We start from the raw sequence: 25,594 nt of genomic DNA on the forward strand, positions 1-25,594 counted from the left end.
GCGCCGCTCACTGGCCGGCCTCCGCCCTGGTGAGCTTCTGCCCCTCGCCGTCAGCCCTTGGCTTTTCTCCGGCCGGCTTGTCCTCGCCGGCGATGCGCACCGTGCCGCCGTCGCGCAGCCGCTGCACGCCCTCGGTCACCACCGTCTCGCCCTTTGCCAGTTCCGCATCGACCAGCACCTTGTCGGAATTGCGCTGGATGATCTTGACCGGCACCTTCTCGGTCTTGCTGTCTTCGACCCGCCAGACATAGGAGCCGTCGGCGCTCCACTGGATCGCCAGCGGATTGACCGTCGGATAGTCGTCGCCGGCAAACCGCGCGCTGACCGAAAAGGACATGCCGGCCCGCAGCCTGTCGTCCGGATTGTCGATCCGCGCCCGCACCCGCAGCGTCCGGCTTGCCTGGTCGACGCGATTGTCGATCGCGTCGATGACGCCGGACAGGTCCGTGGTCGGCAATGCGATCGCCGTTGCCGAAATCTCCTGGCCGACCGAGATCTTGTTGGAAAACCGTTCCGGCACCCAGAAATCGACAAGGATCTGCGAGCGGTCGTCGACCACCGCAATCGACGTCGATGTGGTGACGTAATCGCCCGGATTGACGGTGATGATGCCGACAATGCCCTTGGAAGGTGCCGTGATGTCGCGCCGCTTCAGGTCGAGCTCGGCCTGCTGCAGCGTCAGTTCGGCCGCCTCCAGGGCGAATTCCGCGTCCCGGATCGCGACGATCGCCACGGCATTGCCGAGCTTGCGGTTGCGCTCGACCTTTTCCAGTGCATTGTCGCGCGCAAGCCGCGCCTGCGCCGCCGCCACCTTCTGGTCGCCGCTGTCGAGACGGGCGATCACCTGCCCCGCCTCGATCCGGTCGCCGGACTTGACGAGCACTTCGGTGAGATTGCCGGTCGCCTGCGGCGTCACCGCCACCGAAAGGATCGCCTCGCCATTGCCGATGGCGTTCAACCGGTCATTGACGGTGGCGATCTCCACCTCCTGGGTGACGACCAGCGGCGCGCTGTTGCCGGCGCCTGCATTGCGCCGGCCAGCTGCGCCGCTGCCCTCCCCATCCTTTGCCGTTTTCGCGGCAAAGCCGATCAATTGCTCCGGCACGCCGGCCTTCAGGAACAGGGCGCCGGCGCCCGGCACGAAGCGGACAAGGAGACCGGCGGCCAGGACGAGAATAATCAGGCTGACGGTCAGCTGCTTCCAAAGCGGCATATGAAACTCCAGTTGAAATCGGCGGTCCCGGCCGCTGCGGCGCACGGGATGTCCCTGATGCGACTATCTGCCTTTGCCGCGATCCAGGCAATCCTTCAAATCCATCATTACGTAATTGTAATAGAAACGAATTTCGGCAAGGGCGAGGCCATCCCGGCCGCCGCTGATTGGAGAAATCATGATCGCCGTCGCAAGACAGGAAGTGCCGTCATCGGTACCGACCGTCGGTGAACACCGCCGAACCGGGCGCCGGTTTCGGTGAAGAAGCTGGACAAGCGGAATGAAAGCAGAACGAAATTCTGGCCTTTCGCCCCCGAATCACTACATTGAGCCGCATGAGCAATGGTTTTGACGATATTCCCTTCTTCGACGAGGAGCCGCAGGCACCCGCACGAAGAAGACCCAGTGACATCGAGTCCCCAGGGTACGCGCCCGGGAGCATCGCCGCACGTGCTATGGCCGCAAGAGATTTCGGACGCGTCCCTGATTATCTCTCCGGCCTCAATCCCGAGCAGCGCGAGGCGGTCGAAACGCTCGACGGCCCGGTCCTCGTGCTCGCCGGCGCCGGCACCGGCAAGACCCGCGTGCTCACCACCCGTATCGCCCATATCCTCGCCACCTCCAGGGCTTTTCCGAGCCAGATCCTCGCCGTCACCTTCACCAACAAGGCGGCCCGGGAGATGAAGGAGCGCGTCGGCGTGCTCGTCGGCGGCGCCGTCGAGGGCATGCCCTGGATGGGCACCTTCCATTCGATCGGCGTCAAGCTCTTGCGCCGCCACGCCGAGCTCGTCGGCCTCAAATCCTCCTTCACCATCCTCGATACCGATGATGTCGTGCGCCTCGTCAAGCAGTTGATCCAGGCCGAGAGCATCGACGACAAGCGCTGGCCTGCCAAGCAGTTCGCCCAGTTGATCGACGGCTGGAAGAACAAGGGACTCGGCCCCGCCGAAATCCCCGAAGGCGATGCCCGCGCCTTTGCCAATGGCAAGGGCCGCGAACTCTACGCCGCCTACCAGGCCCGGCTGACGTCGCTCAACGCCTGCGATTTCGGCGACCTTCTGCTTCATCCGATCCGCATGTTCCGCGCCCATCCGGATCTGCTGCGCGAATATCACGACAAGTTCCGCTACATCCTCGTCGACGAATACCAGGACACCAACACCGCCCAATATATGTGGCTGCGGCTCCTTGCCCAGCGCCCCAAGGGTGTGCCGCAGAACGTATGCTGTGTCGGCGACGACGACCAGTCGATCTATGGCTGGCGCGGCGCCGAGGTCGACAACATCCTGCGCTTCGAGAAGGATTTTCCCGGCGCGAAAGTGATCAAGCTGGAGCGCAACTACCGCTCCACCGAGCATATATTGGGTGCCGCCGCCCATCTGATCGCCCATAATGAAGGCCGCCTCGGCAAGACGCTGTTCACCGATCGCACCGATCCCGATGACGACAAGGTGCAGGTCCACGCCGCCTGGGATTCGGAGGAGGAAGCCCGCGCCGTCGGCGAGGAGATCGAGCAGCTTCAGCGCGGCGGCCATGCGCTCAACAATATGGCCATCCTGGTGCGCGCCTCCTTCCAGATGCGCGAATTCGAAGACCGCTTCGTCACCCTCGGCCTGAATTACCGCGTCATCGGCGGCCCGCGCTTCTATGAGCGCATGGAGGTCCGCGATGCGCTCGCCTATTTCCGCCTCGTCTGCCAGCCGGCCGACGACCTCGCCTTCGAGCGCATCGTCAACACGCCCAAGCGCGGCCTTGGCGATACCAGCGTGCGCGCGCTCCATGATTATGCCCGCGGTCGCAATATCCCGATGCTCGCCGCCGCCGCCGACCTCATCGAAACCGACGAGATGAAGGCCAAGCCGCGCAAATCCCTGTTCGACGTCGTCACCATGGTCGCCCGCTGGCAGGGCCTCCTCGAAACCACCCCGCATACCGAGCTTGCCGAGACCATCCTGGAGGAATCCGGCTATACCGACATGTGGAAGAACGACAAGTCGGCCGAAGCCCCCGGCAGGCTCGAAAACCTGAAGGAACTCATCCGCTCGATGGAAGCCTTCGAGAGTATGCGCGGCTTTCTGGAACACATCGCGCTGGTCATGGATGTCGAGCAGAACGAAAACCTCGACGCCGTCTCGATCATGACGCTGCATTCCGCCAAGGGCCTGGAATTCGAGACCGTCTTCCTGCCCGGCTGGGAGGAAGGCCTGTTCCCGCACCAGCGCGCACTCGACGAGGGCGGCCGCTCGGGCCTCGAAGAAGAGCGTCGCCTCGCCTATGTCGGCCTGACGCGCGCCAAGCGCCGCTGCCATATCTGGTTCGTCTCCAACCGCCGCATCCACGGCCTCTGGCAATCGACCCTGCCCTCGCGCTTCCTCGATGAATTGCCGGTCACCCATGTCGATGTCGCCGAGACCGAACAATCCTATGGCGGCTACAATCGCGGCGGCTATGGCCAGTCCCGCTTCGACAAGCAGGAGCCTTTCTCCAACACCTATTCCACCCCCGGCTGGAAGCGCGCCCAGGCCAACAGGACCGATGCCACCCGCGACAATTGGGGCAACCGCTCCGGCGTCTCCATCGACCGCATCGGCTACGGTGAATCGGGCCCCAAGGCCCGCACCATCGACGGCGAACTGGTCGCCAAGTCAAAGATCGACGAACCCTCGAAATTCACCCTCGGCGACCGCGTCTTCCACATCAAGTTCGGCAACGGCAACATATCGGGGATCGAGGGCAACAAGCTGACGATCGATTTCGATCGCGCCGGACAGAAGCGGGTGCTGGACGGGTTTGTGGAAAGGGTTTGAGGGGTAATACTATGGCCTACGACCCGAGAACAATTGCAAACGTTGTACTTGAAATAGCGGAATCTAAGGGCGTAAAGATTACCAATTTATCGCTCAATAAGATTTTATATTTTATGCACGCTTGGTACCTGGCAAGAAACCAGAGGCCGTTAATTGAAGCGAAGATAGAAGCTTGGGATTATGGCCCGGTAATACGTGAGGTTTATTCAGAATTCAAACATCTTGGAGCTAATGAGATAAATTGTCGCGCCCTTCGGTTTGATGTGGATAAACTCAAAAAGGTCCTTTGCGAAGATAATATTTCCAACGCTGATCTGATATTTATTAATGATCAGTTTTCGAGGTATGGGCATATGGGTGCCCGGAAATTGGTGAGCATATCCCACGAACAGGGCGGGCCGTGGGACGTGGTGTATAACAGATCGGGTCGAATAAATCCCGGCATGGAGATATCAAACGAGTTAATACAAGCGTATTTTGACAAACAAACGAGGCATTGATCGAAATGAATCGGCTTGAAAAGAAACTTGAGCGTCCTCCCTACATACATAACTGGGTTAGGAATATTGGCCCAGATCTGCAAAGCACGATTAAGATACTCGTTAGATTGGCTTTGGGCTTTCCGACGAAAACCTACGGCGCAGCGGCACCAATTATAAGAGACCGTATAGTTTATTCTCTGGATCGTGAAACGGCGGCGATTGCCGCGATGACCACGGGACGGATCAACAGCCGATCGCTTGTGGCCGAATATGTAAATGCCTTCTGTGACTTCGATGACTCTCGTCGATACTCGGGGAAGCCCACTTACGATGAAATGATTGAACCATTCCGCATTGGCAAAGGCTTATCCGTTCCCGTCAAGCCGCTGGTGAACATCGTTGAGAATGGAAAACTGATACCGATCTTTTCTGTTGGTTGGGCGTCACTCCCTTTTAACAAATTCCAGCAGCGTCTTTTTGAAACGGTTCTTGAAGACGCAATCTTTTCGTTGACAGACTTTCGGATGTCCACCGGGGAATTCGTTTTCTTCCCGCGAGAAAGCAAACATAAAAATGCTGCCCGCAAAGCGGTGATTTGGAAACGCGGCGATATGGATAAGCTGCCCGCAGAAGAATTGAGCGACTGCCTTCATATGTATTCCCAAGCACTGGAAGCTGCCAAGGCCATCTTGAGGGAAATGCCGCAGAGAGAAATACGCCCCGGCAAAAAGCCGGACACGCCCAATCCAGATCAATATGGGTTTGATTGGTAGTGCGCGAAACCATGAAAGCGTCGAAATTCACCACAATCGATTTGGTAGAAAGCTAGCCATACCAGTTACTTAAAACCCCACCTCCCGCTGATGCCGCACCGCCAGAATCGCCACGGTCTCCGCGGAAAGCCGGTAGCGCACCACATAGCCGCTATCGCCGAAATCGATCAGCCATTCACGAAATTCATCCGGCAGCCCTTCGATCAAACGCCCGATCTGCGGCTGCGAGCCGAGAATGCGCACCCCGCCCAGGATCGCCTCGCCGGCCCGTCGCGCCGCTTGCAGGTTTTTCGTCCGCAGGAATTCACGTAGCCGTTCGAGGTCTCGGATCGCGGCAAGCGTGAAAATTACGGCCGGCATTTCGGCGCCGGCTGCTCATTTTCCGCGCCCCAGCTCGAAAGCCATTCTTCAACCTGTTCACCTTTGGCATGCAAGCCGCCCTGCTGAAACTCCTCCCAGGCCCTGAGCGTCTCCTCGCGAAAAGCCTCGCGTCTCTCCTCGCGCTCGACATATTGCGCGATGGCTTCGCGCATGATCCAGTGAGACGTGCGGCGGCGCGCCGCGGCAAGGCTCTGCACGCGTGCTTTCAACTCGTCTTCAAGCTTGACGGATGTCGCCACTGCCATTTTTTTCACTCCGGAGTAAAAGGTAATACCTAGCATTATCCTATATCATCACGGTCCGATTGCATAGGCGGCGACGGCCGACCGGAGACGGCGCCTCTTCGACCCTCTCCAAAAAAATCATCCCCGCTCATCCCCGCCCCTCGCATCTGTGCCACACTCATCTCGTTCCGCCCTCGGATACACTGCCAGCCGTGGCAGCGAGGCGGGGCCGGCGCCGGGCTTGGGGAAAGGACGGAAGTCCTCAAATCTGGGGTTCGCGGAAAATGGTCTCCCTCCGGCGACACGGGGAGAGACGGGAGTTTTGCTCCTGTCTCTTGATGCCCGAAAGCGCGCGCCGGGCGTGCCTGTGCGGCACATAGGGTGCGCCAGCGAAGGGTTTCGCCGGGTTGAAAGATCCGGCGGCGGCCTTGTGGAGTGTTGCCGATAAATTGGTTCGGCCGGGCTCCATCAGGTCAGACGAACATCTTTCGTGTCACTTTTAAACTACCCAACGAGGCAGCTTCCAGCGCCCCGTCCGAACTTATAGCCAAACCACGGCGAGACATCGCGCGTGAACGCGAACGCGCGCCACATCTTGGGGATCAGCAAAAAGCATGGAGCAACCGACCTGCCACACCTCGCAAGGACGAGGATCGCCTAAGCCTCAGCCAATGCGCTGCACCGTCTCCAGCCTCGCCCCCTGCCCGGCGGGTGCGGCCATTCGAGCCCCTTATGGGAGATGGTGGGGACGGGTCTTATCCATTCCCTTCATCCGATGCGGAACGTCACCGCTTGCGGGAAAACAGCGAGGCCAGCGTCCGGTTCGGGGCCATCTTACCCTTCATGCTGGGAACGATGACCATATGGGTGATCTCGCCGCGGCGGAAGGCCTTGAGGAAGCGCGGATAGTCGGCGAAGGCGACGCAGCCGTGGGAATCGCCGGGATTGCTGCGCAGGAGATAGCTATGGGCAAGCAGCCCGGTCCGGCCGAGCGGCGCGATACCGTTGGTCGGCGTCAGCCGCACGGCCGCCACGCCGTGGAACAGCGCCTCGCGCATCGTCACCTTGTAGGTGCCGGGCGGCGTCGGCCCCTTCATCTTCACATGCGTATATTTCGGATTGTCGCGCATCTTGCCGATGCCCGAATGGGCCTCCAGCTTCTCGCCGTTCGGCATATAGACCACGCCGGCCGAAATATCGTAGTAGGCCGTGCCCTTGCGGCCGCGGAAACTTGTCTGCGCTTCCCGCTCCTCATCGTCCATGGCGGACGGTCCGGGGCGCGCATAGGCCAGTTCCACCGGCTTTTCGGCCGGCTTGCGCGAGGCGGCGAGATCGCGTGGCTTTGCCAGCGGCAGCGGCCCGAGATCCGGCAACCCATCGGCTTGCGCCGCCTCCGATATGACCAGGTTGAACGGTTTCGTGACGCCCTGCTCTGCCAGCGAAACCGTCTCGACCAGCGCATTTGCCGAGACCGGCGTCGATCCGGTCGTCAGTCCATCATCAGTGGCAGTCGCCGCCCTGGCAAGCGCCAGCACCTGTGTCTTCTCGATGAAATCGCCGGCAGGCCGAGCCGTCGCCACGGCAGCGACCTGCTTTTGCGTGGTCGCCGTTGCGGCAAGCTGCATGCGCGGACGCACGGTCAACCGGGAGAATTTGGCGAGCCGCACCAGCCGCTCCTGCGGCGCCTTGCGGATGATCGGGTTCAGGCCGAGCGAGGTTTCGAGCCGCGCTTCCGCGCCCGAGGGCAGCGACGGGCCGATGGTCTGTACCGCCGCGAAGGTTGCGACCATCCAGAGGCCGGCGGCAATGCCGACGCCGAGCAGCACGCCGCCGGAAAATCTCTTTCGCGTCGCCTTTGCCGTCGAACCCGACGTGCCGCGAGGCGCGATATGACTGAATTTTTCGACCGCAAACGCCATGATACCCGTTACCCGAAACGCATTACTCGAACCGAAGGCAACAAAACCGCTTGCCGACGAGGCCGGACCATTGCCTTGGGAATGCGCATCTCGATGCGTCTCCGGGCAGGCCGCTCGATCGAAAGAATGACAAACTATGGTAACCAATTCCTTTACGCTGGCTCCGCGATATCGAAGCATGGGACGGGCGAGGCACAGCGGGGGCTGCGGGCGGAAAAAGCGAAAACGGCATTCTCCCCGCCCGCGACCGGACGGTCGGCTGGCGGCTCGGCCCATTCGGCCGGCATTGGTCCTGAGGTTCAGGATGGGGATAGTGCGTCCGGCCTTAGGCCTGCTCTTTTTGGCCATATTAAGGAGACCGGCGCAGGAACGGCGTTTTCCGCAATCCGCGTGGTCAAGGCCGGTACCTCCCACCGGAAGACGGAAGCCCCGCACCTCCTATCGGTCCCTGTGGAAATGACCGGAAGGTGAGCGGCTTTGTTAAAATTGCAGCGAATTTCGGCCGAGAAAATTAAACCGCCGCCACTAGGACTGACCGCCTATCCGAGAAGACCAACCAGGACCATTGAACCGGCCACGCAGGAATTACCCTCATGAGCCTCCTTTCGGCCATTGCCGCGATGACATTCATCGTGATGTTTCCCGTGCTCCTGGCCTCGCGCCGAGCCGGTATCGCCGGCATTGGAAGCTTCTGCGCGGCCTGCCTGCTCAGTGCGCTCTCCTCGGCAGCGGGGCTGGCGACCGGCATAGCGCCGCTCTGGGTCGGCGTCCTCTTGAGCGCCCTGCTGTCGATCGCCGCAGGGTTGATGATTCTCAACGGCTTTCGCCAGTTCCTCAGGCGTCGATCGCTCGCGCCCTGGTCGGTCGTCGCCACACTTGCCGGCGCCGCGGCCGTGCTGGTCTTCTTCGCCCATGTCGTGGAAAATCCCGTTGCCGGCGCCGCAGCCGGGACCGGATTGGCCGGCGTCATCCACCTGCTGACCGCCGCGACCATCATCCGCCATTGGCGGCGCGAGCGAGCCATCGCGCCCTATATCCTGTTCTCCTGCCTCGCAGCCGTCGCGCTCGGCCTCCTGAGCGGGCTTCAGGCGGTGGTCACATCCTCCGGCCTTGGCAGTCCGGGGGCCGGCGAACCGCAGGTCCTGACCTCCGTCGTGCTGGCCGCCCGCATCCTCACCACGCCGCTGTTCCTGCTCGGCATCGTCCTCATGCTGCACGGGCGGATCATTGCCAATCTGCAGCATATCATCGCCCATGACGATCTCACCGGCGCCCTGTCGCGGCCGGCCTTCCTCGCCAGGTTCAAGCAATGCCTGGCAGTCGCTGCTGCCACGGATCAACCGACAGCCTTCATGATGCTCGATCTCGATCGCTTCAAGCAGATCAACGAGCAGCACGGCCATGCCGGCGGCGATGCCGCCCTTGTCCTTTTCGCCGACACCGTGCGCAAGACCCTTGCCGGACGCGGCATTCTCGGACGGCTGGGCGGCGAGGAATTCGGCATCGTGCTTGCCGGCACCGGCCGGCTGGAGGCAGCCGGGATCGCCGACGCGATCTGCGCCGCCGTCCGCAGCACCCGGACGGATACCGCTTCGGCTATCGCGCTGACGGTTAGCATCGGTGTTGCGATTGGCGAACCGGGCGCCGCTCCCTTGGAGATCATGGCGCGGGCCGACATGGCACTCTATGAGGCGAAAGCGATGGGCCGCGACCGACCCAGCATGGCCGGCAGTCTCCATCCCGCCTCATTTGCCAGCAGCCGCGCGCTTGCCGGCGTCGCCGCCCAGATGCGGGCTTCGGCAGCCCCACCGGATACAACCGCCATCCTCTCCGGCGTAGCCTGAGGGCTTCGCAGAAGCGGATGCCCGCTTGTATTGTCCTCCGGCCAACCTATGTCAGGAACACCCGCCATCTGGAGAACCTGCATGCCGCCTTTCGTCCGCCGTTTCAGTCTTGCGCTCTCAGCCGCTGCACTATTGACCGCAACACTCCTGGCCATGCCCGTCCGCGCCGAAACGGTCGGCGAGGTCGGCGTCGATTGGCTGGGCAACGACATCACCATCGATGCGGTCAGCGATCCGAAAGTCTCCGGCGTCACCTGCCATGTCACCTATTTCGACCGCAGCGTCATCGACAGGCTGAAGAACGGCAACTGGTTCGAGGATCCGTCCAACAATTCCATCGCCTGCCGCCAGACCGGACCGGTGACGATCGGCGATATCGACCTTTCACGAGAGGGCGAGGAAGTTTTTCGCGAAGGCCTCTCCCTCATCTGGAAGTCGCTTGTGGTCAACCGCATCTATGACAAGAAGAACAACACGCTGATCTATCTCGCCCATTCACGCCAGGTGACCGACGGTTCCGCCAAGATGTCGATCTCCACCGTGCCCCTGTTCGACCGGCAGGTGACCTGGGAAAACGGCCCGCCGAAATAACGCCGTCAAACGAGAGCTACGCCGCGTCGAGCACCTCGGCCGAGGTCATGACCCGCACGCCTGCCGCCTCCATCTCCGCCACGGCCACGGCCACGCCGGCCGGATCGATCCCGCGGCTCGCATCGATGATGCAACGGATCTCGACACCGGGCATCATCGCCCGCGCATCCAGCGCCGAAGCCTTGACGCAATAATCGGTCGCCAGCCCGCAGAGATCCAGCCGGTCGATCTCTTTTCCGGCGAGGAAGTCTGCAAGTCCGGTCAGCGCCGAGCGATCATTGTCGCGAAAGGCCGAATAGCTGTCGACGGCACGATTCTCGCCCTTGCGCTGCACATGATCGATGCTGGACACGTCGAGGTCGGGGTGAAAGTCGGCGTCCGGCGTGCCCTCCACGCAATGATCGGGCCACAGCATCTGCGGCTTGCCGCCGAGCATGCCCATGGTGAAGGGCGCAGCACCCGGATGCTGGGAGGCAAAGCTGCCATGATCGCGCGGATGCCAGTCCTGCGAGGCGACGATGAGATCATAGCCGCCTTGTGCGATCAGCCGGTTGGCAAGCGGCACCACCGCGTCGCCCTCCGGCACCGCCAGCTTGCCGCCGGGGCAGAAATCGTTCTGGATATCGACAAGCAGCAGGCATTTCATCGGGCCATCTCCATCGTGATGCGTGGACATGGACGAGCTTAAACCGCCGGGACGGGCGCGCCAAGTCGCTGGCCGCCCTTCTCTCGATAGGGCCCGGCCTGCTTAAGCAGCCTGCGCCAGTTCGTCGGCGATGACCGTATCGAGATTGAGGAAGCAGACCATCGATTTTTCAAGGGCAACGATGCCGCGGCAGAAGGCGCGCTGCGTCTCGGGAATGATTTCCGGCGCCGGCTGCAGGTCTTCGCTCTTGATCGTCATCATGTCGGAGACCTGCTCGACCAGGAGGCCCACCAGCTTGCCGGCGATATCGGTGACGATGATGGCCGAGCGCTCGGAAGGTTCGGTCATCTTCATGCCGAGCCTGCAGGCCATGTCGATAACGGGAATGACGGCGCCGCGCAGGTTGATGAGACCAAGTACATAGGGCGGCGTGTGCGGCATCGGGGTCACCGGCGCCCAGCCGCGGATTTCGCGGATCGCCATGATGTCGATGCAGAATTCCTGGTCGCCCAGATGAAAGGAAACGATCTCAAGATAGGCGCCGGACTGCTTGATGGTATTGGACATGTCAGAATCTTCCCAATTTCTAGGCAACCGATGCCTTGGCACGGACGACGCGAGGCTGCGGAAGGGCAATTTCGCAGGCGCTCTCGTCTCTTCACGCAATTCGAACATGGCAAACAGAAATTAAACATTTGCTAAAACGAAGACCTGGATCGGTGGCAACCATGCCGCGCAAGGATCGAAACCCGCTTTCAATATCGTCTGTCCGGCGCTATCATGGCGCGATGGACGCTCAAACGCACAGACGCCTGCCGCCCCTGCTGATCACCGCCCTCGCCGGCGCCGGCCTGCTATTGTCGCTGGCGGCTTTTCTCGGCTGGATCGTCCAGGGACCGGAAATGTTCCTGACCATGGCCGAAAGCGGTCTCTCCTGGTGCCTTTAGTCGCCCCTGCCGCATTTTGACGCTGGGGCGCTTAAGTTTTTGCAACCTCCCCGCCGAACCTCTATTTGGTAGTCAAGATCAGCCAGCCATGAGCGGACATGACCATGAAAGCACTTCGCATCGTTCTCTGGGCCGCCGTCGTCGTGGTCGCCGCCACGCTCGGCTGGATCAGTTACGGGAAATTCCTGTCGACGGACCAGGCGGCGGCCGGCCCCTTCGGCGTACCCTTCGAACTCGTTTCCCAGAACGGCGAACCGATTACCGAAAAGGCCTTTACCGGCAAGCCGACCGCGCTTTTCTTCGGCTTTACCCATTGCCCCGAAGTCTGCCCGACCACCCTGTTCGAATTGAACGGCTGGCTTGAAAAGGTCGATCCGGACGGCACGAAATTGCAGGCCTATTTCATCAGCGTCGATCCCGAACGCGATACGCCGCAGATCCTTGGCGACTATATCTCCAACGTCTCCAAGCGCATCACCGGCATTTCCGGCCCGCCGGACAAGGTGCTGGAGATGATCAAGGGCTACCGCGTCTATGCGCGAAAGGTTCCGCTCGATGAGAAGGAGCCGGACGGCGACTATACGATGGACCACACCGCCTCGGTATTCCTGCTTGATTCGACGGGCCGTTTCACCGGCACCATCGCCTATGGCGAAAATCCGGACACTGCGGTCAAAAAGCTGGAAAACCTGGCCAAGAGTTGAGGACGCAAGCGCGCTTTACCTTTGATCGGCGGGCATGCTAGAGCCCGCGCAAGCCGCCGCCGACAAGGACAGAAGATTTGAGCGACCTGCGTCTCTTCGTTACCACCACCGAAAAACAGTCCGAAGCCATGATGGACCTGATGACGGAAGCCTTCGAGGATGAAGGCTATGCCATCGCCACAATGGAGATGGACGAGAAGAACGATATCTGGGAAGCCTCGCTCTATATCGACTTCGACGAGGAGGACGACATGCGCGTCCGTTTCGCCGAAGTGCTGGCACCACATTTCCCGCAAGTCCACATCGAGCGGGAGATCATCCCGGATGTCGATTGGATCGCCAAGTCGCTGGAGGGCCTGTCGCCGGTCAGGGCCGGCCGCTTCCTCGTCCATGGCTCCCACGATCGGGACAAGGTCCGCCTCAATGACATCGGCATCGAGATCGACGCGGGCCAGGCCTTCGGTACCGGCCATCACGGCACGACGGCCGGTTGCCTGGAGGTGATCGAGCAGGTGATGCGCGCCAGGAAGATCCGTAATGCGCTTGATCTGGGGACCGGTAGCGGCGTGCTGGCCATTGCCGCCCGCAAGCTGAGCCCAATCCCCGTGCTCGCCACTGATATCGACCCGATCGCCACCCGCGTGGCCGCCGAAAATGTCCGGCGCAACGGCATCGCCACCGGCATCACCACGGTCACCGCCGCCGGATTTCACTCCCCGGCCTTCGCGGCGCACGGCCCCTTCGACCTGATCATCGCCAATATTCTGGCCCGGCCGCTGATCAAGATGGCGCCGCAACTGGCAAGTCATCTGGCACCGGGCGGCTCGGTCATTCTTTCAGGCATTCTCGCTGCACAGCGCTGGAAGGTTCTCTCCGCCTATAACAGCCAGCGCCTGCGCCATGTGCGCACCATCTGGCGCAATGGCTGGGTGACCATCCATCTCGACCGTCCCTGACGGTCGCCATCGTTTCGCTCCCGGAACCGGAAATGAAAAAGCCCGCCTGTCCATCATGGACAGGCGGGCTTTTTCGAAACAAAGGCGATGCCGAAGCACCGCCCGCTGACCGGCAAGCCGGTCATGTCCGCGAGCTTGAGGAGGAGGAGCGCTCAAGCGGACACTTCACGGTCTGAAATTGGCCATCCGGAGGGAGGAGGAGAAGGATGACCAACCGTATTCAAACCGTGTAGCTCTTGCCTTTCGGCATTCGCGGGAACAACGAATCTGCGTCCGTGTTCGTTGAGTGGTTTTATAGACTATTTTCGAAATCTGGCTAGGTGCATTGCAACATAGGAGCCATGCGCGACATGCATAAGGCGGATTCCGGACATGTTCTTCGCCGGAGGACGACCGGGAAAATCCCCGCTTGCCGGATATAGGCCGCTTCCACAGGCGCCGCTGTTTCCGCTAGAATGCACCCACCGCCGGGAATCAACCTTCCCTGCCGCTTCTTCACCCTCCCCTTTCCCATCCGGGCCACCCGCAGGAAAATCAGATGTTCCAGTCTTTCGAAGAAACCTCTACACCGCAATTCGGCAGGCAGCGTGTCGAAGCCCTGCGCGCGGCGCTTGTCGCCCTCGAGGTCGATGGCTTCCTCGTTCCCCGGGCCGATGAATTCCAGGGGGAATATGTACCGGCCTCGGCCGAGCGGCTGTCCTGGCTCACCGGCTTCACCGGCTCAGCCGGCATTGCGCTCGTCACCCGAAAGCAGGTGATCGTGTTCGTCGACGGCCGCTATGTTACCCAGCTCGCCGAACAGGTGGATGCTGACGTCTTCACCGGCGGGGACCTTGTCGGCGAGCCGCCGCATCTCTGGCTGGAGCGGTATGGCGCCAAGGGCTTTCGCCTCGGCATCGACCCCTGGCTGCACACCGGCGCCGAGGTGAGGAAGCTCGAAAGCGCCTTGCAGACCCTTGGCGGCGCACTGGTCCTGCTCGACCATAATCCGCTCGACCTGCTGTGGACGGATCGCCCGGCGGCTCCGCTGGGCCGCGTCAGGATACAGCCTCTCGACCAGGCCGGTCTTCTGGCACGCGACAAGCTGGCGGCGATGACAGCGGATATCGCAAAGGCCGGCGCGGATGCCGTTATCCTGACGGATCCGTCGTCGATCGCCTGGACCTTCAATATCCGCGGCAGCGACGTGCCGCACACGCCCCATCCGCTCGCCCGCGCCATCATCCACAAGGACGGTCGTGCCGAGCTGTTTCTCGACAAGCGCAAGGCCGGCATCGAGGAAGAGGCCTATCTGACCCAGCTTGCCGCCCTCAAGGCGCCGTCCTCCTTCGATGAGGACATCACGGCACTCGCCTCGGCCGGCGCCAGGGTCATGATCGACCCGGACCTCGCCCCCTTTGCGCTCGCCGAGCTTATCCGCACCGGCGGCGGCAAGGTGATCGAGGCCATCGATCCGGCCCGCCTGCCCCGCGCCCGCAAGAATGCGACGGAACTGGAAGGCTCCGCCCGCGCCCATCTGCAGGACGGCGCCGCCATGGTGGAATTCCTCGCCTGGCTCGACGGCACGCAGCCTGGGACCGTCACCGAGATTGCCGCCGTGAAGAAGCTCGAGGCCTGCCGCACTGTGGTCGGCGAGCGCATGCAGAACCCGCTAAGGGATGTTTCCTTCGCCTCGATCTCGGGCGCCGGCGAACATGCCGCGATCATGCACTACCGGGTCACCACGAAAAGCGATCTCACCATTGCCGATGGCTCGATGTTCCTGATCGATTCGGGCGGCCAATATGTCAACGGCACCACCGACATCACCCGGACGGTCGCCATCGGCACCGTGCCGGAAGAGCAGAGACATTTCTTCACGCTGGTCCTGAAGGGCATGATCGCCATCAGCACTGCCCGGTTCCCGGTGGGCACGCGCGGCGTGGATCTCGATCCGCTGGCCCGCATCGCGCTGTGGAAGGCCGGTGCGGATTACGCCCATGGCACCGGCCATGGGGTCGGGTCCTACCTGTCCGTGCATGAGGGGCCGCAGCGTATTTCCCGGGCCTCGATGCAGGAAATCCTGCCCGGCATGATCCTTTCCAACGAGCCCGGCTATTACCGGCCAGGCGCCTTCGGCATCCGCATCGAAAATCTCATTCATGTGCGCGACGCAAGCCCGGTCGAGGGCGGCGACCTGCAGATGCTCGGCTTTGAAACTCTGACCTTCTGCCCGATAGACCGGCGTCTGGTGATGCCGGCTCTTCTGACGGAGGAGGAACTGGCCTGGCTGAACGACTACCACGCCGAGACCCGCGAAAAACTCTTGCCTCTAATTTCGGACGAGGCTGTGCGGGTCTGGCTGGAGGCGGCAACTGCGCCACTTGCCCGCTGAGTACGAACCATGACACCCGGCCCGCTTCCTCACGAAGCGGGCCTTGCTACATCACTGTGTGACGCACCGCCATGACGACGAGCCAGCCGGCAAACAGCATCCACAGGGAAGAAAACCGCAGGCCGACGACAAGGGCGACAAGCATGGCAAGCGCCCCATCCCATCCGCCGGACAGGAAGGCAGGCGCCACCAGTGTCGAGAGCACGGCGGCCGGGACGGCGCTGAGCGCCACCTCCATGCGCGGCGGAATGCGCTTCAGCCGAGTGATCATCACATAACCGCCGATGCGCGTGAAAAAGGTCGCGAGTGCAGCGGCGAGGATGACATAGATCAATTGCATATGCTGCGCGCTGTCCATGCTCATGCCTCCTGCTCGACATTGACCGAGGGCCGGGCGCCGGCGGGCAGCGGCAGGCAGGCGGCAAGCAGGATACCGGCAATGGCGCCGATGCTGACATGCCAGGGCGAACCGACGACATGCATGGCGGCGACCGACACGACGGAACTTACCGCCACCACCGGCAGCCAGTTGTCACGCCGGCGGAACCCGAGCACCAGGCCCATGAAATAGATCGGCAGCAGCACGTCGAGCCCGATGGCCCTGGGGTCGCCGATCATCTGACCGAAGATCGCCCCGAGCAGCGTCATCATCTGCCAGGGCAGATAGATGATCATCGCGAAGCCGAGATACCAGGCAAAGCTGATCGGCTCGCCGCGCTCGGCCCGCTTCTCCGTCTCGGCATATTGCGGATCGACCAGCAGGAAGAAGCCGAAAAACTTCTGCAGGCCGGAAAAATGGCGGATGTGGCGGGCAATCGATGCCGAATAGAGAATATGCCGGAAATTGACCGCGAAGATCGACAGCACGATCAGCCATGGCTGGATATTGTTGCCGAACAGCTCGATCCCGACCATCTGGCTGGCGCCGGCATAGACCGTGGCGCTCATCAGCATGGCGTCATAGACCGAAAATCCGTTGTCCACCGCCAGCGCGCCGAACAGCGCCCCGAACGGCGATGCCGACAGCATGACCGGGAAGCCGCCACGCACGCCCTGCCAGAAATCGTCTTTCGTCATGAGAATCCTTCCGGAACGGGCGGCCACGGCCGAACCCGAACATCCCTAGATATGTCAGCTATGGGAGCCACAGATAGGCTTCGGCCAGCCCACCGACAATTCAATAAGATTGATACAGCGGTGCAAATTTCTGATGGAAACTGCGGCCGGCGATGCGACCGTCAGGCCTTCGGCTTCACCTGGAAGGTGTGCTCGATACCGGGAAAGCTGCGCGCCTTCACCTCCTGCGCATAGGCCTCGAAGGCCGCGGAAATCTGCGGCGCCAGTTCGGCGAAATGCTTGACGAAGCGCGGCTTGAAATCGCTGAAAATGCCGAGCATGTCGTCGGAGACGAGGATCTGGCCATCGCAGGCCGGCGATGCGCCGATGCCGATGGTCGGCGCCCGCAATGCCTCGGATATTTCGCGTGCCAGCGGTTCGATCGTGCCCTCGATGACGATGGCAAAGGCCCCGGCATCGTCGATGGCCTTGGCGTCGCGCCTGATCTTGGCCGCTTCCTTGTCGCTGCGACCGACCGACCGGTAGCCGCCCATCGTATTGACGAGCTGCGGCATCAGGCCGACATGGCCGAGCACAGGTATGCCGCGCTGGGTGAGGAAATCAACCGTCTCGGCCATTTCCGCCCCGCCCTCGAGCTTCACGGCGCTGCAGCCGGTTTCCTTGAGGATGCGGGCAGCGCTGGCAAAGGCCTGTTCCTTGGACTGCTGATAGGAACCGAACGGCAGATCGACGACGACGCAGGCCTTTTCCGAGCCACGCATGACCGCCTGGCCATGGGCGATCATCATGTCGAGCGTGACGCCGACCGTCGAATCGAGACCGTAGAGCACCATGCCGAGCGAATCGCCGACCAGCATGAAATCGACATGCGGATCGAGCAGGCGGGCGATCGGGGTCGTATAGGCCGTCAGGCTGACGATTGGCCGCTCGCCCTTCAACGCTTCGATATGACCGGGGCTCAGACGCCGCTTTACTGCCTGTACACTCATGCTAGGCCACCTTTGCAAAATTTGCGGTTTGCGGGTCGAAAACCCGATTATCGAGGAGCCGGGTGTTTCCGAAGCGGACAAAAAGCAGCAGGAGCACCGGCCCGGCGCCAATTTCGGTCAATTCACCCAGCGTTTCCGGATCGCGCAGCGCCACCACTTCCGGCGTCGCCAATGGTTCGGCGGCGATGAAATCGGTGATGGCCCGTTCAAGCACCGGAACATCCGTATGGCCGGCGGCGATCAACCGGCCGGCCTCGTCGAGCGCCTTGGGGACAATCACGGCGGCGGCCCGCTCGGTGGGCGTCAGATAGACATTGCGGGACGAACAGGCGAGCCCGTCCGCTTCCCGTACGGTGGGAACGCCGATCACCGTAACCGGCTGGGCGAGATCCTCCGCCATGCGGCGGATGATCTGCAATTGCTGGAAATCCTTCTCGCCGAAATAGGCGCGGTCGGGTCCGACGATATTGAACAATTTGCTCACGACGGTCGCCACCCCGGAGAAATGGCCGGGCCGGACAGCCCCTTCCAGTTCGCCGCCGAGGCTCGGTACATCCACCACCGTTTCCATCGGCCGCGGATACATATCGGCAACGCCAGGAGCAAAGAGCAGATCGACCCCGGCTTCGGCAAGCATCGCCTGGTCGCGGGCCAGGTCGCGCGGATATTTGCTCAGATCCTCGCTTGCGCCGAACTGCAGCGGATTGACGAACAGGCTGACCACGACGATATCGTTCTCCGCCCGTGCCTGGGCAACGAGCTTCATATGGCCGACATGAAGATAGCCCATGGTCGGCACCAGGCCGATCGTCTTGCCGGCCCGCCGCTGCGGCGCCAGGCGGGCCCGCAGTTCCGCAATGCTGGTGACCGTGTCCATCCCGGGATCCTCCAATCCATAAGACCGGCCGCCCTGATACCGGCGGCCCATCCCTGCCAGGCTCATGGGAAAGCACCCGCATGACCCCGGTCCGGTTTCCTAACGTGTGCAGTGCAAAAAGACAAATCAAGAATCGCGGAAGGCGTGGCATGCCCCCTGTTCTTGCTTCTCAGCCGTTATTTTCCATGGGTTTCGAGCGATTGCTCGATCGCGCCGAAGATGGAATGGCCGCTGCGGTCGTTCATCTCGATGCGCACCGTGTCGCCGGTCTGCAACGCCGATGCTGTCCTGCACAAACCGGTGGCAACCATGCTGCCGGCAACGAGCGGCCGCACCCTGGCGGCCGTGGCGACAATCTCGGCAGCATCCCTGGCACCGATGTCGCCACCATCCAGGATCGTGCCGTTGCGGCGGACCTGCAAGGGCAGATCGCCCGTGGTCCAGCCCGCGCCGAGTTCGTCCGGCGTAACCGCCACCGGCGAGAAGGTCGATGCGGCGGCCACGCCGTCAAGGCTGATATCGCTGGCGAGAAGCACGAGAAGGATTGCAGTCTTCGCGAGCGCCTTGTCGGACTGCGCACTGAGATCGTTGGTGATGACCGCGACCTGCGACGTCAGGATGAAGTCGGAGGCGCCAGGTATCGCCGGCACCGGTTGGCGCGGGTCGTTGAACCCGCCCGGGCCGCCGGACCAGAAAAAGGCCCGCGGCAAGGGGGACGCAGCGGCATGCTCGTGAAAGCGCATGGTCGGCTCGGAACCGGTTTCCACGCCTTCGGCGACCCGTGCCAGCCGCGGCGCCGCATGCTCCCAGTCATCCAGGGCCGCTTGCAGCGTCCGGGCGATATGGCCGACCTCGGAGCACCGGGTCAGATCACGGGAGACCACGACCAGTTTGCCATCGCGGGTGCTGTCTTTCAAAGTCGCCAGTTTCATCGCTCGCCTGTCCCCCGCTATCGCGTTTCATCGACGGTCGGCTGACCGCCCGATGCCATAGTGGCACTATTTGGCGGCGGGTGTCGCGTCGAATTTGCAAATCCCGGGCGATGGTGGAGGCCGCCGGGAAAACGGGGCGGGATTGCGGGCCGTATCCCGGCCCGCGACCGGCTAGAAAGCGGTTACGATGAAATAGAACATCGCGGAGATCGCCGCCGCCGCCGGCAATGTGATGATCCAGGCGATAAGGATGTTGCCAGCAAGGCCCCACCGCACCGCCGAGACACGCCGCGCGGCGCCAACGCCGATGATCGAACCGGTGATCGTATGGGTCGTCGAGACCGGAATACCGAGCCAGGTGGCGCCGAAGAGCGTGATGGCACCGCCAGTTTCCGCGCAGAAACCCTGCATCGGGTTGAGCCGGGTGATCTTCGAACCCATCGTATGGACGATGCGCCAGCCGCCGAACAGGGTTCCGAGCGCCATGGCGGACTGGCAGGTGATCACCACCCAGAACGGCACGTAGAAATTGGCTCCCAGATAACCTTGCGAAAACAAAAGGACCGCAATGATGCCCATGGTCTTCTGTGCATCATTACCGCCATGACCGAGCGAATAGAGCGAGGCGGAAATGAACTGCATCACCCGGAAGGTACGGTCGACGGCAAAGGGCGTCTGGCGCACGAAGATCCAGGAAACAAGCAGCACGAGCATGAGAGCGAGGAAGAACCCGATCATCGGCGACATGAAGATGGCGGCGACGGTCTTCATGAGGCCGCCAAGCACGATGGCGTCGCCGCCGGTCTTCGCAAGGCCGGCACCGACAAGGCCGCCGACCAGCGCATGCGACGAACTCGAGGGAATGCCGAAGATCCAGGTGACGATATTCCAGATGATCGCCCCCATCAGCGCGGCAAAGATCACCTGCGGCGTGACGATGGCGGGATCGATGATGCCGGTGCCGAGCGTTTCGGCCACATGCAGACCGAAGAACAGGAAGGCGATGAAATTGAAGAAGGCCGCCCACATGACGGCATATTGCGGTCGAAGCACCCGCGTCGAGACGATCGTGGCGATCGAATTGGCGGCATCGTGCAGGCCGTTCAGGAAGTCGAAGAACAATGCGATGCCTATCAGGCCCACAAGCAACGGCAGGGCGAGCGTGGCATCCATCAGACGTTCTCGATCAGGATGCCGCTGATTTCATTGGCAACGTCCTCGAAACGATCGACCACCTTCTCGAGTTGGCCATAGATCTCGCTGCCGATGAGATAGGCCATCGGATTGGAGGCCCCGTGACGACGGAACAGATCCTTCAGCCCTTCGTCGTGCAGTTCGTCCGAGCGCCCCTCGACGCGCGTCACCTCCTCGGCGATGGCGCTGAGACGGGCCGCATTGTTGCCGACCCGGTCGAGCAAGGGAATGGCCTCGGCGATCAGGCGGGCGGCATCGACCACCAGCACGCCCATTTCACGCATGCCGGGATCGAAGCTCTTCTGCTCGAACAGCCGGATCGTCTTGACCGTCTTGTGCATCATGTCGATGGCGTCGTCCATCGACTGGATCAAGTCCTTGATGTCACCGCGATCGAACGGGGTGATGAAGCTGCGGCGCACGGCAAGCATGACGTCGCGGGTGATGTTGTCGGCCTCGTCCTCGAGGGCGATGATACGGTTGCAATGGGCCTCATGATCGCCCTCTCCCGCCAGAAGCGCCTTCAGCGCGTCCGCCGCGCCGACGACGGTGCGCGAATGCGCCTCGAAAAGCTCGAAGAACTTGTCCTCGCGCGGCAAAAGCTTGCGAAACCAACCCAGCATCGTCCAACCACCCGTCTTCGCCGTTGTCACGGAATTGTCATAAATCTGGCAGTCCTCATAAAGAAGACAAGTGGGGAAGGAAAGCTTTTACGCCCCGATGCCCGCAGTTACCCACCGATCAGCGTAAACCAGCCGTCCTCGTCCGTGGTCTCCACCCCCAGTTCGCGAGCCTTCTCCAGCTTGGAACCGGCGCCGGGACCGGCAACGAGAAGGTCGGTCTTCTTCGACACGGAGCCTGCCACCTTCGCGCCCAGCCGCTCTGCCATGGCTTTCGCCTCGTCGCGCGTCATCTTCTCGAGCGAACCGGTGAACACAACGGTCTTGCCGGCAACCGGGCTCGACGAGGCGACCGGTGCCTCCGCATCCTGCGGCGTCACCTCGACAAGGAGGCGCGACACTACATCCCTGTTGCGCGGCTCCTTGTAGAATTCGACGATCGCCCGGGCAACGACTTCGCCGATGCCGTCGATCGTGTTGAGATCGCTCCAGGCCTCGGACGTCGTGTCGGCGGCGGCCGTCATGGCGTCCGAGAAAGCCTCATAGCTGCCATAGGAGCGGGCAAGAAGCTTTGCCGTCGTTTCCCCCACATGGCGGATTCCGAGAGCATAGATCAGCCGGTGCAAGGCGATGTGCCGGCGGTCATCGATCGCGTCATAGAGCTTGCGGACGCTGACCTTGCCGAAGCCGTCGATATTTTCGAGCTTGGTCAAGGCGGAATCCGCCTGGCGCTTTTCCAGGGTGAAGATGTCGGGCGCGGTCCTGATCGTGAGCGCTGGATCTTCCGCCTCGAAAAAGAAATCGATCTGCTTTGCGCCCAGCCCTTCGATATCGAAGGCGTTGCGGGAGACGAAATGCTTCAGATGCTCCACCGCCTGGGCACGGCAGACGAAGCCGCCGGTGCACCGCGTCACCGAATCGAGCTTGCCGGTCTTTTCGTTTCTCTCACGCACCGCATGGCTGCCGCAGACCGGGCATGTTTTGGGAAACTGGTAAGGCTCGGCGGTCTCGGGACGCTTCTCCATAACCACGTCGAGGACCTGCGGGATCACATCGCCGGCGCGCTGGACGATCACCGTATCGCCGACGCGGATATCGTGTTCGTCCTCGCGGATGCGCTCGCCGCCATTGCCGATGCCCTCGATATAATCGGCATTGTGCAACGTCGCATTGGTAACGACCACGCCACCGACGGTGACCGGCGTCAACCGCGCCACCGGCGTCAGAGCGCCGGTCCGTCCCACCTGGATCTCGATCTTCTCGACGGTGGTGAAGGCCTGCTCGGCCGGGAATTTATGGGCTGTTGCCCAGCGCGGCGAGCGCGAGCGGAAGCCAAGGCGCTGCTGCAGGTCGAGCCGGTCGACCTTGTAGACGACGCCGTCGATGTCATAATCCAGATCAGGGCGCTTGAGGCCGATATCGTTGTAATGGTCGAGGATCGCCTCGACCGAGGACAGCCGCTGCGTCAGCGGATTGACCGGGAAACCCCAACGGCGGAAAGCCTCGACCATGCCGGCCTGGGTGTCGGCCGGCATGTCCGATATCTCTCCCCAGGCATAGGCGAAGAATTTCAGCTTGCGGCTGGCGGTAATCGTCGGGTCGAGCTGGCGGAGCGAGCCCGCGGCCGTGTTGCGCGGATTGACATAGGTCTGACGCCCCTCGGCCGCCATCTGCGCGTTCAGCGCCAGGAAGTCGCTCTTGGCCATATAGACCTCGCCGCGCACCTCGACGATATCGGGCGCATCGACAGGAAGCGTCTGCGGAATTTCCTGGATGGTGCGGATATTGGCGGTGACATTCTCGCCGGTCGTTCCGTCGCCGCGGGTGGCGGCGCTGACCAGCCTGCGCTTCTCGTAGCGCAGCGACATGGACAGCCCGTCGATCTTCGGCTCGGCGGTAAAGGCGATGGAATCGTCCGGCAGGAGACCAAGAAACCGATAGACGCTGGAGATGAAATCGCGGACATCGGCATCCGAAAACACATTGTCGAGCGACAGCATCGGCCGGGCATGGGTGATCTGCTGGAAAATACCGGAAGGCGCCGCACCCACCTTCCGCGACGGGCTGTCGGTCCGCACGAGTTCGGGAAACCGCGCCTCGATCTCCTCATTGCGGCGCTTCAGCGCATCATAGTCCGCATCGGAAATCTCCGGCGCGTCCTTGCCGTGATAAAGAGCGTCGTGACGCGCCAGATCCCTCGCCAGCCGCTCCAATTCGGCTGCGGCCTCATCGAGCGTGAGAGTGTCTACGGCGACGGTTTCGAAGGACATGCGAGGGCTCCGGTTTCGAAGTCGTTTTTAGAGAAATTTCGCGGAATGGGAAGATGCAGTTTCCGTCGCAAGAACGCAGAAACTAAACGTTCCCCGCCAGCAGCCGGAGCGCCGCTGCCCTCGCCTCGTCGGTGACATGGGCGCCGGCCAGCATGCGGGCGATCTCCTCGGTGCGGGCCTTCTCGTCCATGCGGGCGACGCGGGTAGCGATCGTCTCGGATTTCTCCGCCGACGGGCCCTTGGAAATCAGCAGATGTGTCGCCGCACGGGCCGCCACCTGCGGCGCGTGGGTGACGGAAAGCACCTGGACATTGCCCGACAGGCGCTTCAATCGCTGGCCGATCGCATCCGCCACCGCGCCGCCGACACCGGTGTCGATTTCGTCGAAAACCAGGGTCGGCGCCGAGCCGCGATCGGCAAGCGCCACTTTCAGCGCCAGCAGGAAGCGCGAAAGCTCGCCGCCGGACGCCACCTTCATGATCGGCCCGGGCCGGGTGCCGGGATTGGTCTGGACATGGAACTCGACGACATCGATACCGTCAGCTGTTGCCGCGTTCGCATCCGAGGTCACCTGCGCCATGAACCGGGCGCGCTCGAGCTTCAACGCCGGAAGCTCGGCCATCACCGCTTCAGAAAGCGCGGTTGCCGTATGATGGCGCTTGAGGGAGAGGGCCGAAGCGGCCGCGTCGAATGCACCCTTGGTGAGTCCGAGTTCCAACTCCAGCTGTTTCAGCTTCTCCTCGCCGGCATCGAGATCGGCAAGATCGGCGATCATCCGCGCGGCCAGCGCCGGAAGCTCTGTCACCGGCACGGAATATTTGCGGGCGGCGGCGCGCAGGGCAAACAGTCGCTCCTCCACCCGCTCCAGTTCCTTCGGATCATATTCGGTTCTGCGCAGCGCCGCCTCGACGGCCATCTGCGCGTCGGACAACTGATTGAGCGCGGCGTCGAGGAACTCCACCGTTTCCTCGAGCAGACCTGGCGCCTCGTGGCTCTTGCGCTCCAGCCTGCGAACCAGCGACGCGATCAGCGGTACCGGCGACGCGTTGCCGTTCAGGAATTCGCTCGCCTCGTTGATATCGACGGCGATGCGCTCCGCCTTCATCATCCGGGAGCGCCGTTCGGCAAGATCGTCCTCTTCGCCATCCTCGGGCGAAAGAGTTTCCAGCTCTTCGACGGAAGCGCGAAGATAATCGGCCTCGCGGGCCGCCGCCTCCACCTTGTCGCGATGTTTCTTCAGCGTGCGCTCGGCATCCTTCCAGACACGGTAGAGACCGGCCACCGCCTGCGCCTCGTCGGCAAGGCCGCCGAAGGCATCGAGCAGGGTGCGGTGCGCATGGGTATCGACCAGGGCGCGGTCGTCGTGCTGGCCGTGGATTTCGACGAGAAGCTGGCCGGCCTGGCGCATCAGCTGGACTGAGATCGGCTGGTCGTTGACATAGGCCTTGGTGCGGCCATCGGCCGACTGGACCCGGCGGAAAATCAGGTCGCCATCGTCGTCTATGCCGTTTTCACGGATCATCAGGCGGGCCGGATGGTCCATGCCGACATCGAAGACCGCCGTCACCTGGCCCTTGTCGCCGCCGTGGCGCACCAGGGAACCATCACCGCGCCCACCAAGCGCCAGCGAAAGACTGTCCAGAAGAATGGATTTTCCAGCCCCGGTCTCGCCCGTCAGGACGGAAAGGCCTGCATCGAAGGACAGATCAAGCCGTTCGATCAGGACGATATCGCGGATCGAGAGCTGTGAAAGCATTCCGTCTCAAATCTCTTC

At 62.3% G+C, this 25,594-nt stretch carries 25 protein-coding genes; 10 read left to right on the top strand and 15 right to left on the bottom strand.

The features are described from left to right. Positions 1–7: 7 nt before the first annotated feature. Positions 8–1,213 carry an efflux RND transporter periplasmic adaptor subunit gene (locus tag ASD31_RS02160; RefSeq protein ID WP_056328624.1) on the bottom strand — a complete coding sequence of 402 codons (1,206 nt, stop codon included), beginning with the start codon at positions 1,211–1,213 and terminating at the stop codon, positions 8–10. On the opposite strand from ASD31_RS02160, the gene ASD31_RS02165 reads away from it, so the two are divergent. The 4 genes from ASD31_RS02165 to ASD31_RS02180 all read left to right on the top strand — a co-directional run bounded on the left by ASD31_RS02165 (position 1,214) and on the right by ASD31_RS02180 (position 5,275). Further along, positions 1,214–1,444, top strand: coding sequence for a hypothetical protein (locus tag ASD31_RS02165; RefSeq protein WP_056328626.1), 231 nt, complete (start codon positions 1,214–1,216; stop codon positions 1,442–1,444). It abuts the gene before it with no gap. Positions 1,445–1,548: 104 nt separating this feature from the next. Then, positions 1,549–4,020, top strand: a complete 2,472-nt coding sequence (locus ASD31_RS02170; RefSeq protein ID WP_056328628.1) for an ATP-dependent helicase — start codon at positions 1,549–1,551, stop codon at positions 4,018–4,020. Positions 4,021–4,031: 11 nt separating this feature from the next. Beyond that, positions 4,032–4,520, top strand: a complete 489-nt coding sequence (locus ASD31_RS02175) for a Panacea domain-containing protein (protein WP_056328630.1) — start codon at positions 4,032–4,034, stop codon at positions 4,518–4,520. A gap of 5 nt (positions 4,521–4,525) precedes the next feature. Continuing rightward, positions 4,526–5,275, top strand: a complete 750-nt coding sequence (locus ASD31_RS02180; protein ID WP_056328633.1) for a hypothetical protein — start codon at positions 4,526–4,528, stop codon at positions 5,273–5,275. 69 nt (positions 5,276–5,344) lie between these two features. Here ASD31_RS02180 and ASD31_RS02185 read toward each other — a convergent pair whose 3' ends face one another. The 3 genes from ASD31_RS02185 to ASD31_RS02195 all read right to left on the bottom strand — a co-directional run bounded on the left by ASD31_RS02185 (position 5,345) and on the right by ASD31_RS02195 (position 7,799). Continuing rightward, positions 5,345–5,635, bottom strand: a complete 291-nt coding sequence (locus ASD31_RS02185; RefSeq protein ID WP_056328635.1) for a type II toxin-antitoxin system RelE/ParE family toxin — start codon at positions 5,633–5,635, stop codon at positions 5,345–5,347. Continuing rightward, positions 5,623–5,901 (bottom strand): CopG family ribbon-helix-helix protein, encoded by a 279-nt coding sequence (locus ASD31_RS02190; protein ID WP_056328637.1) that lies wholly within the window; start codon positions 5,899–5,901, stop codon positions 5,623–5,625. Before ASD31_RS02190 ends, ASD31_RS02185 begins: the two co-directional genes overlap by 13 nt. 764 nt (positions 5,902–6,665) lie before the next feature. Further along, positions 6,666–7,799, bottom strand: a complete 1,134-nt coding sequence (locus ASD31_RS02195) for a DUF2778 domain-containing protein (RefSeq protein WP_056328639.1) — start codon at positions 7,797–7,799, stop codon at positions 6,666–6,668. A gap of 593 nt (positions 7,800–8,392) precedes the next feature. On the opposite strand from ASD31_RS02195, the gene ASD31_RS02205 reads away from it, so the two are divergent. Beyond that, on the top strand, positions 8,393–9,643 hold the full coding sequence (locus ASD31_RS02205) for a sensor domain-containing diguanylate cyclase (protein WP_056328644.1): 1,251 nt from the start codon (positions 8,393–8,395) through the stop codon (positions 9,641–9,643). A gap of 153 nt (positions 9,644–9,796) precedes the next feature. Further along, the gene (locus ASD31_RS02210; RefSeq protein ID WP_413813786.1) at positions 9,797–10,234 is read left to right on the top strand and encodes a CreA family protein; all 438 of its coding nucleotides are present in this window, start codon (positions 9,797–9,799) and stop codon (positions 10,232–10,234) included. A 16-nt stretch (positions 10,235–10,250) separates the two neighbouring features. On the opposite strand, the gene pncA is transcribed toward ASD31_RS02210, so the two are convergent. Together pncA and ASD31_RS02220 are read right to left on the bottom strand one after the other, a co-directional pair. Next, positions 10,251–10,880, bottom strand: coding sequence for a bifunctional nicotinamidase/pyrazinamidase (pncA, locus tag ASD31_RS02215; RefSeq protein WP_056328648.1), 630 nt, complete (start codon positions 10,878–10,880; stop codon positions 10,251–10,253). A gap of 102 nt (positions 10,881–10,982) precedes the next feature. Next, positions 10,983–11,447: a chemotaxis protein CheW gene (locus ASD31_RS02220; RefSeq protein WP_056328650.1), complete on the bottom strand. Its 465-nt coding sequence runs from the start codon at positions 11,445–11,447 to the stop codon at positions 10,983–10,985. A gap of 221 nt (positions 11,448–11,668) precedes the next feature. Between ASD31_RS02220 and ASD31_RS26265 the strand changes: the two genes are divergently transcribed. From ASD31_RS26265 to ASD31_RS02240, 4 genes are all read left to right on the top strand, one after another. Next, positions 11,669–11,827 (top strand): hypothetical protein, encoded by a 159-nt coding sequence (locus ASD31_RS26265; protein WP_200952115.1) that lies wholly within the window; start codon positions 11,669–11,671, stop codon positions 11,825–11,827. A 104-nt stretch (positions 11,828–11,931) separates the two neighbouring features. Beyond that, positions 11,932–12,531 (top strand): SCO family protein, encoded by a 600-nt coding sequence (locus ASD31_RS02230; RefSeq protein WP_056329330.1) that lies wholly within the window; start codon positions 11,932–11,934, stop codon positions 12,529–12,531. A gap of 77 nt (positions 12,532–12,608) precedes the next feature. Beyond that, on the top strand, positions 12,609–13,487 hold the full coding sequence (locus ASD31_RS02235; RefSeq protein ID WP_056328656.1) for a 50S ribosomal protein L11 methyltransferase: 879 nt from the start codon (positions 12,609–12,611) through the stop codon (positions 13,485–13,487). Positions 13,488–14,025: 538 nt separating this feature from the next. After that, positions 14,026–15,861, top strand: a complete 1,836-nt coding sequence (locus ASD31_RS02240) for an aminopeptidase P family protein (RefSeq protein WP_056328658.1) — start codon at positions 14,026–14,028, stop codon at positions 15,859–15,861. A 46-nt stretch (positions 15,862–15,907) separates the two neighbouring features. On the opposite strand, the gene ASD31_RS02245 is transcribed toward ASD31_RS02240, so the two are convergent. The 9 genes from ASD31_RS02245 to recN form a co-directional block, all read right to left on the bottom strand. Then, positions 15,908–16,219, bottom strand: a complete 312-nt coding sequence (locus ASD31_RS02245) for an AzlD family protein (protein WP_056328660.1) — start codon at positions 16,217–16,219, stop codon at positions 15,908–15,910. Positions 16,220–16,221: 2 nt separating this feature from the next. Then, positions 16,222–16,938, bottom strand: a complete 717-nt coding sequence (locus tag ASD31_RS02250; RefSeq protein ID WP_056328663.1) for an AzlC family ABC transporter permease — start codon at positions 16,936–16,938, stop codon at positions 16,222–16,224. Between the two features lie 161 nt (positions 16,939–17,099). Next, the gene (gene panB, locus ASD31_RS02255) at positions 17,100–17,927 is read right to left on the bottom strand and encodes a 3-methyl-2-oxobutanoate hydroxymethyltransferase (protein ID WP_056328667.1); all 828 of its coding nucleotides are present in this window, start codon (positions 17,925–17,927) and stop codon (positions 17,100–17,102) included. 1 nt (position 17,928) lies between these two features. Next, positions 17,929–18,804 (bottom strand): pantoate--beta-alanine ligase, encoded by an 876-nt coding sequence (panC, locus tag ASD31_RS02260; protein WP_056329332.1) that lies wholly within the window; start codon positions 18,802–18,804, stop codon positions 17,929–17,931. A 176-nt stretch (positions 18,805–18,980) separates the two neighbouring features. Further along, the gene (locus ASD31_RS02265) at positions 18,981–19,736 is read right to left on the bottom strand and encodes a fumarylacetoacetate hydrolase family protein (RefSeq protein ID WP_056328670.1); all 756 of its coding nucleotides are present in this window, start codon (positions 19,734–19,736) and stop codon (positions 18,981–18,983) included. A gap of 171 nt (positions 19,737–19,907) precedes the next feature. Next, entirely contained in the window at positions 19,908–20,909 is a 1,002-nt protein-coding gene (locus ASD31_RS02270) for an inorganic phosphate transporter (RefSeq protein WP_056328673.1), read from the bottom strand. Then, positions 20,909–21,553, bottom strand: a complete 645-nt coding sequence (locus tag ASD31_RS02275) for a DUF47 domain-containing protein (protein WP_056328675.1) — start codon at positions 21,551–21,553, stop codon at positions 20,909–20,911. Before ASD31_RS02275 ends, ASD31_RS02270 begins: the two co-directional genes overlap by 1 nt. A 107-nt stretch (positions 21,554–21,660) precedes the next feature. Further along, positions 21,661–23,820: an NAD-dependent DNA ligase LigA gene (gene ligA, locus ASD31_RS02280; protein ID WP_056328678.1), complete on the bottom strand. Its 2,160-nt coding sequence runs from the start codon at positions 23,818–23,820 to the stop codon at positions 21,661–21,663. Positions 23,821–23,902: 82 nt separating this feature from the next. After that, positions 23,903–25,576 (bottom strand): DNA repair protein RecN, encoded by a 1,674-nt coding sequence (gene recN, locus ASD31_RS02285; RefSeq protein WP_056328681.1) that lies wholly within the window; start codon positions 25,574–25,576, stop codon positions 23,903–23,905. Between the last annotated feature and the right edge of the window lie 18 nt (positions 25,577–25,594).

Source organism: Rhizobium sp. Root482 (assembly GCF_001426565.1).
GTDB lineage: Bacteria > Pseudomonadota > Alphaproteobacteria > Rhizobiales > Rhizobiaceae > Pararhizobium.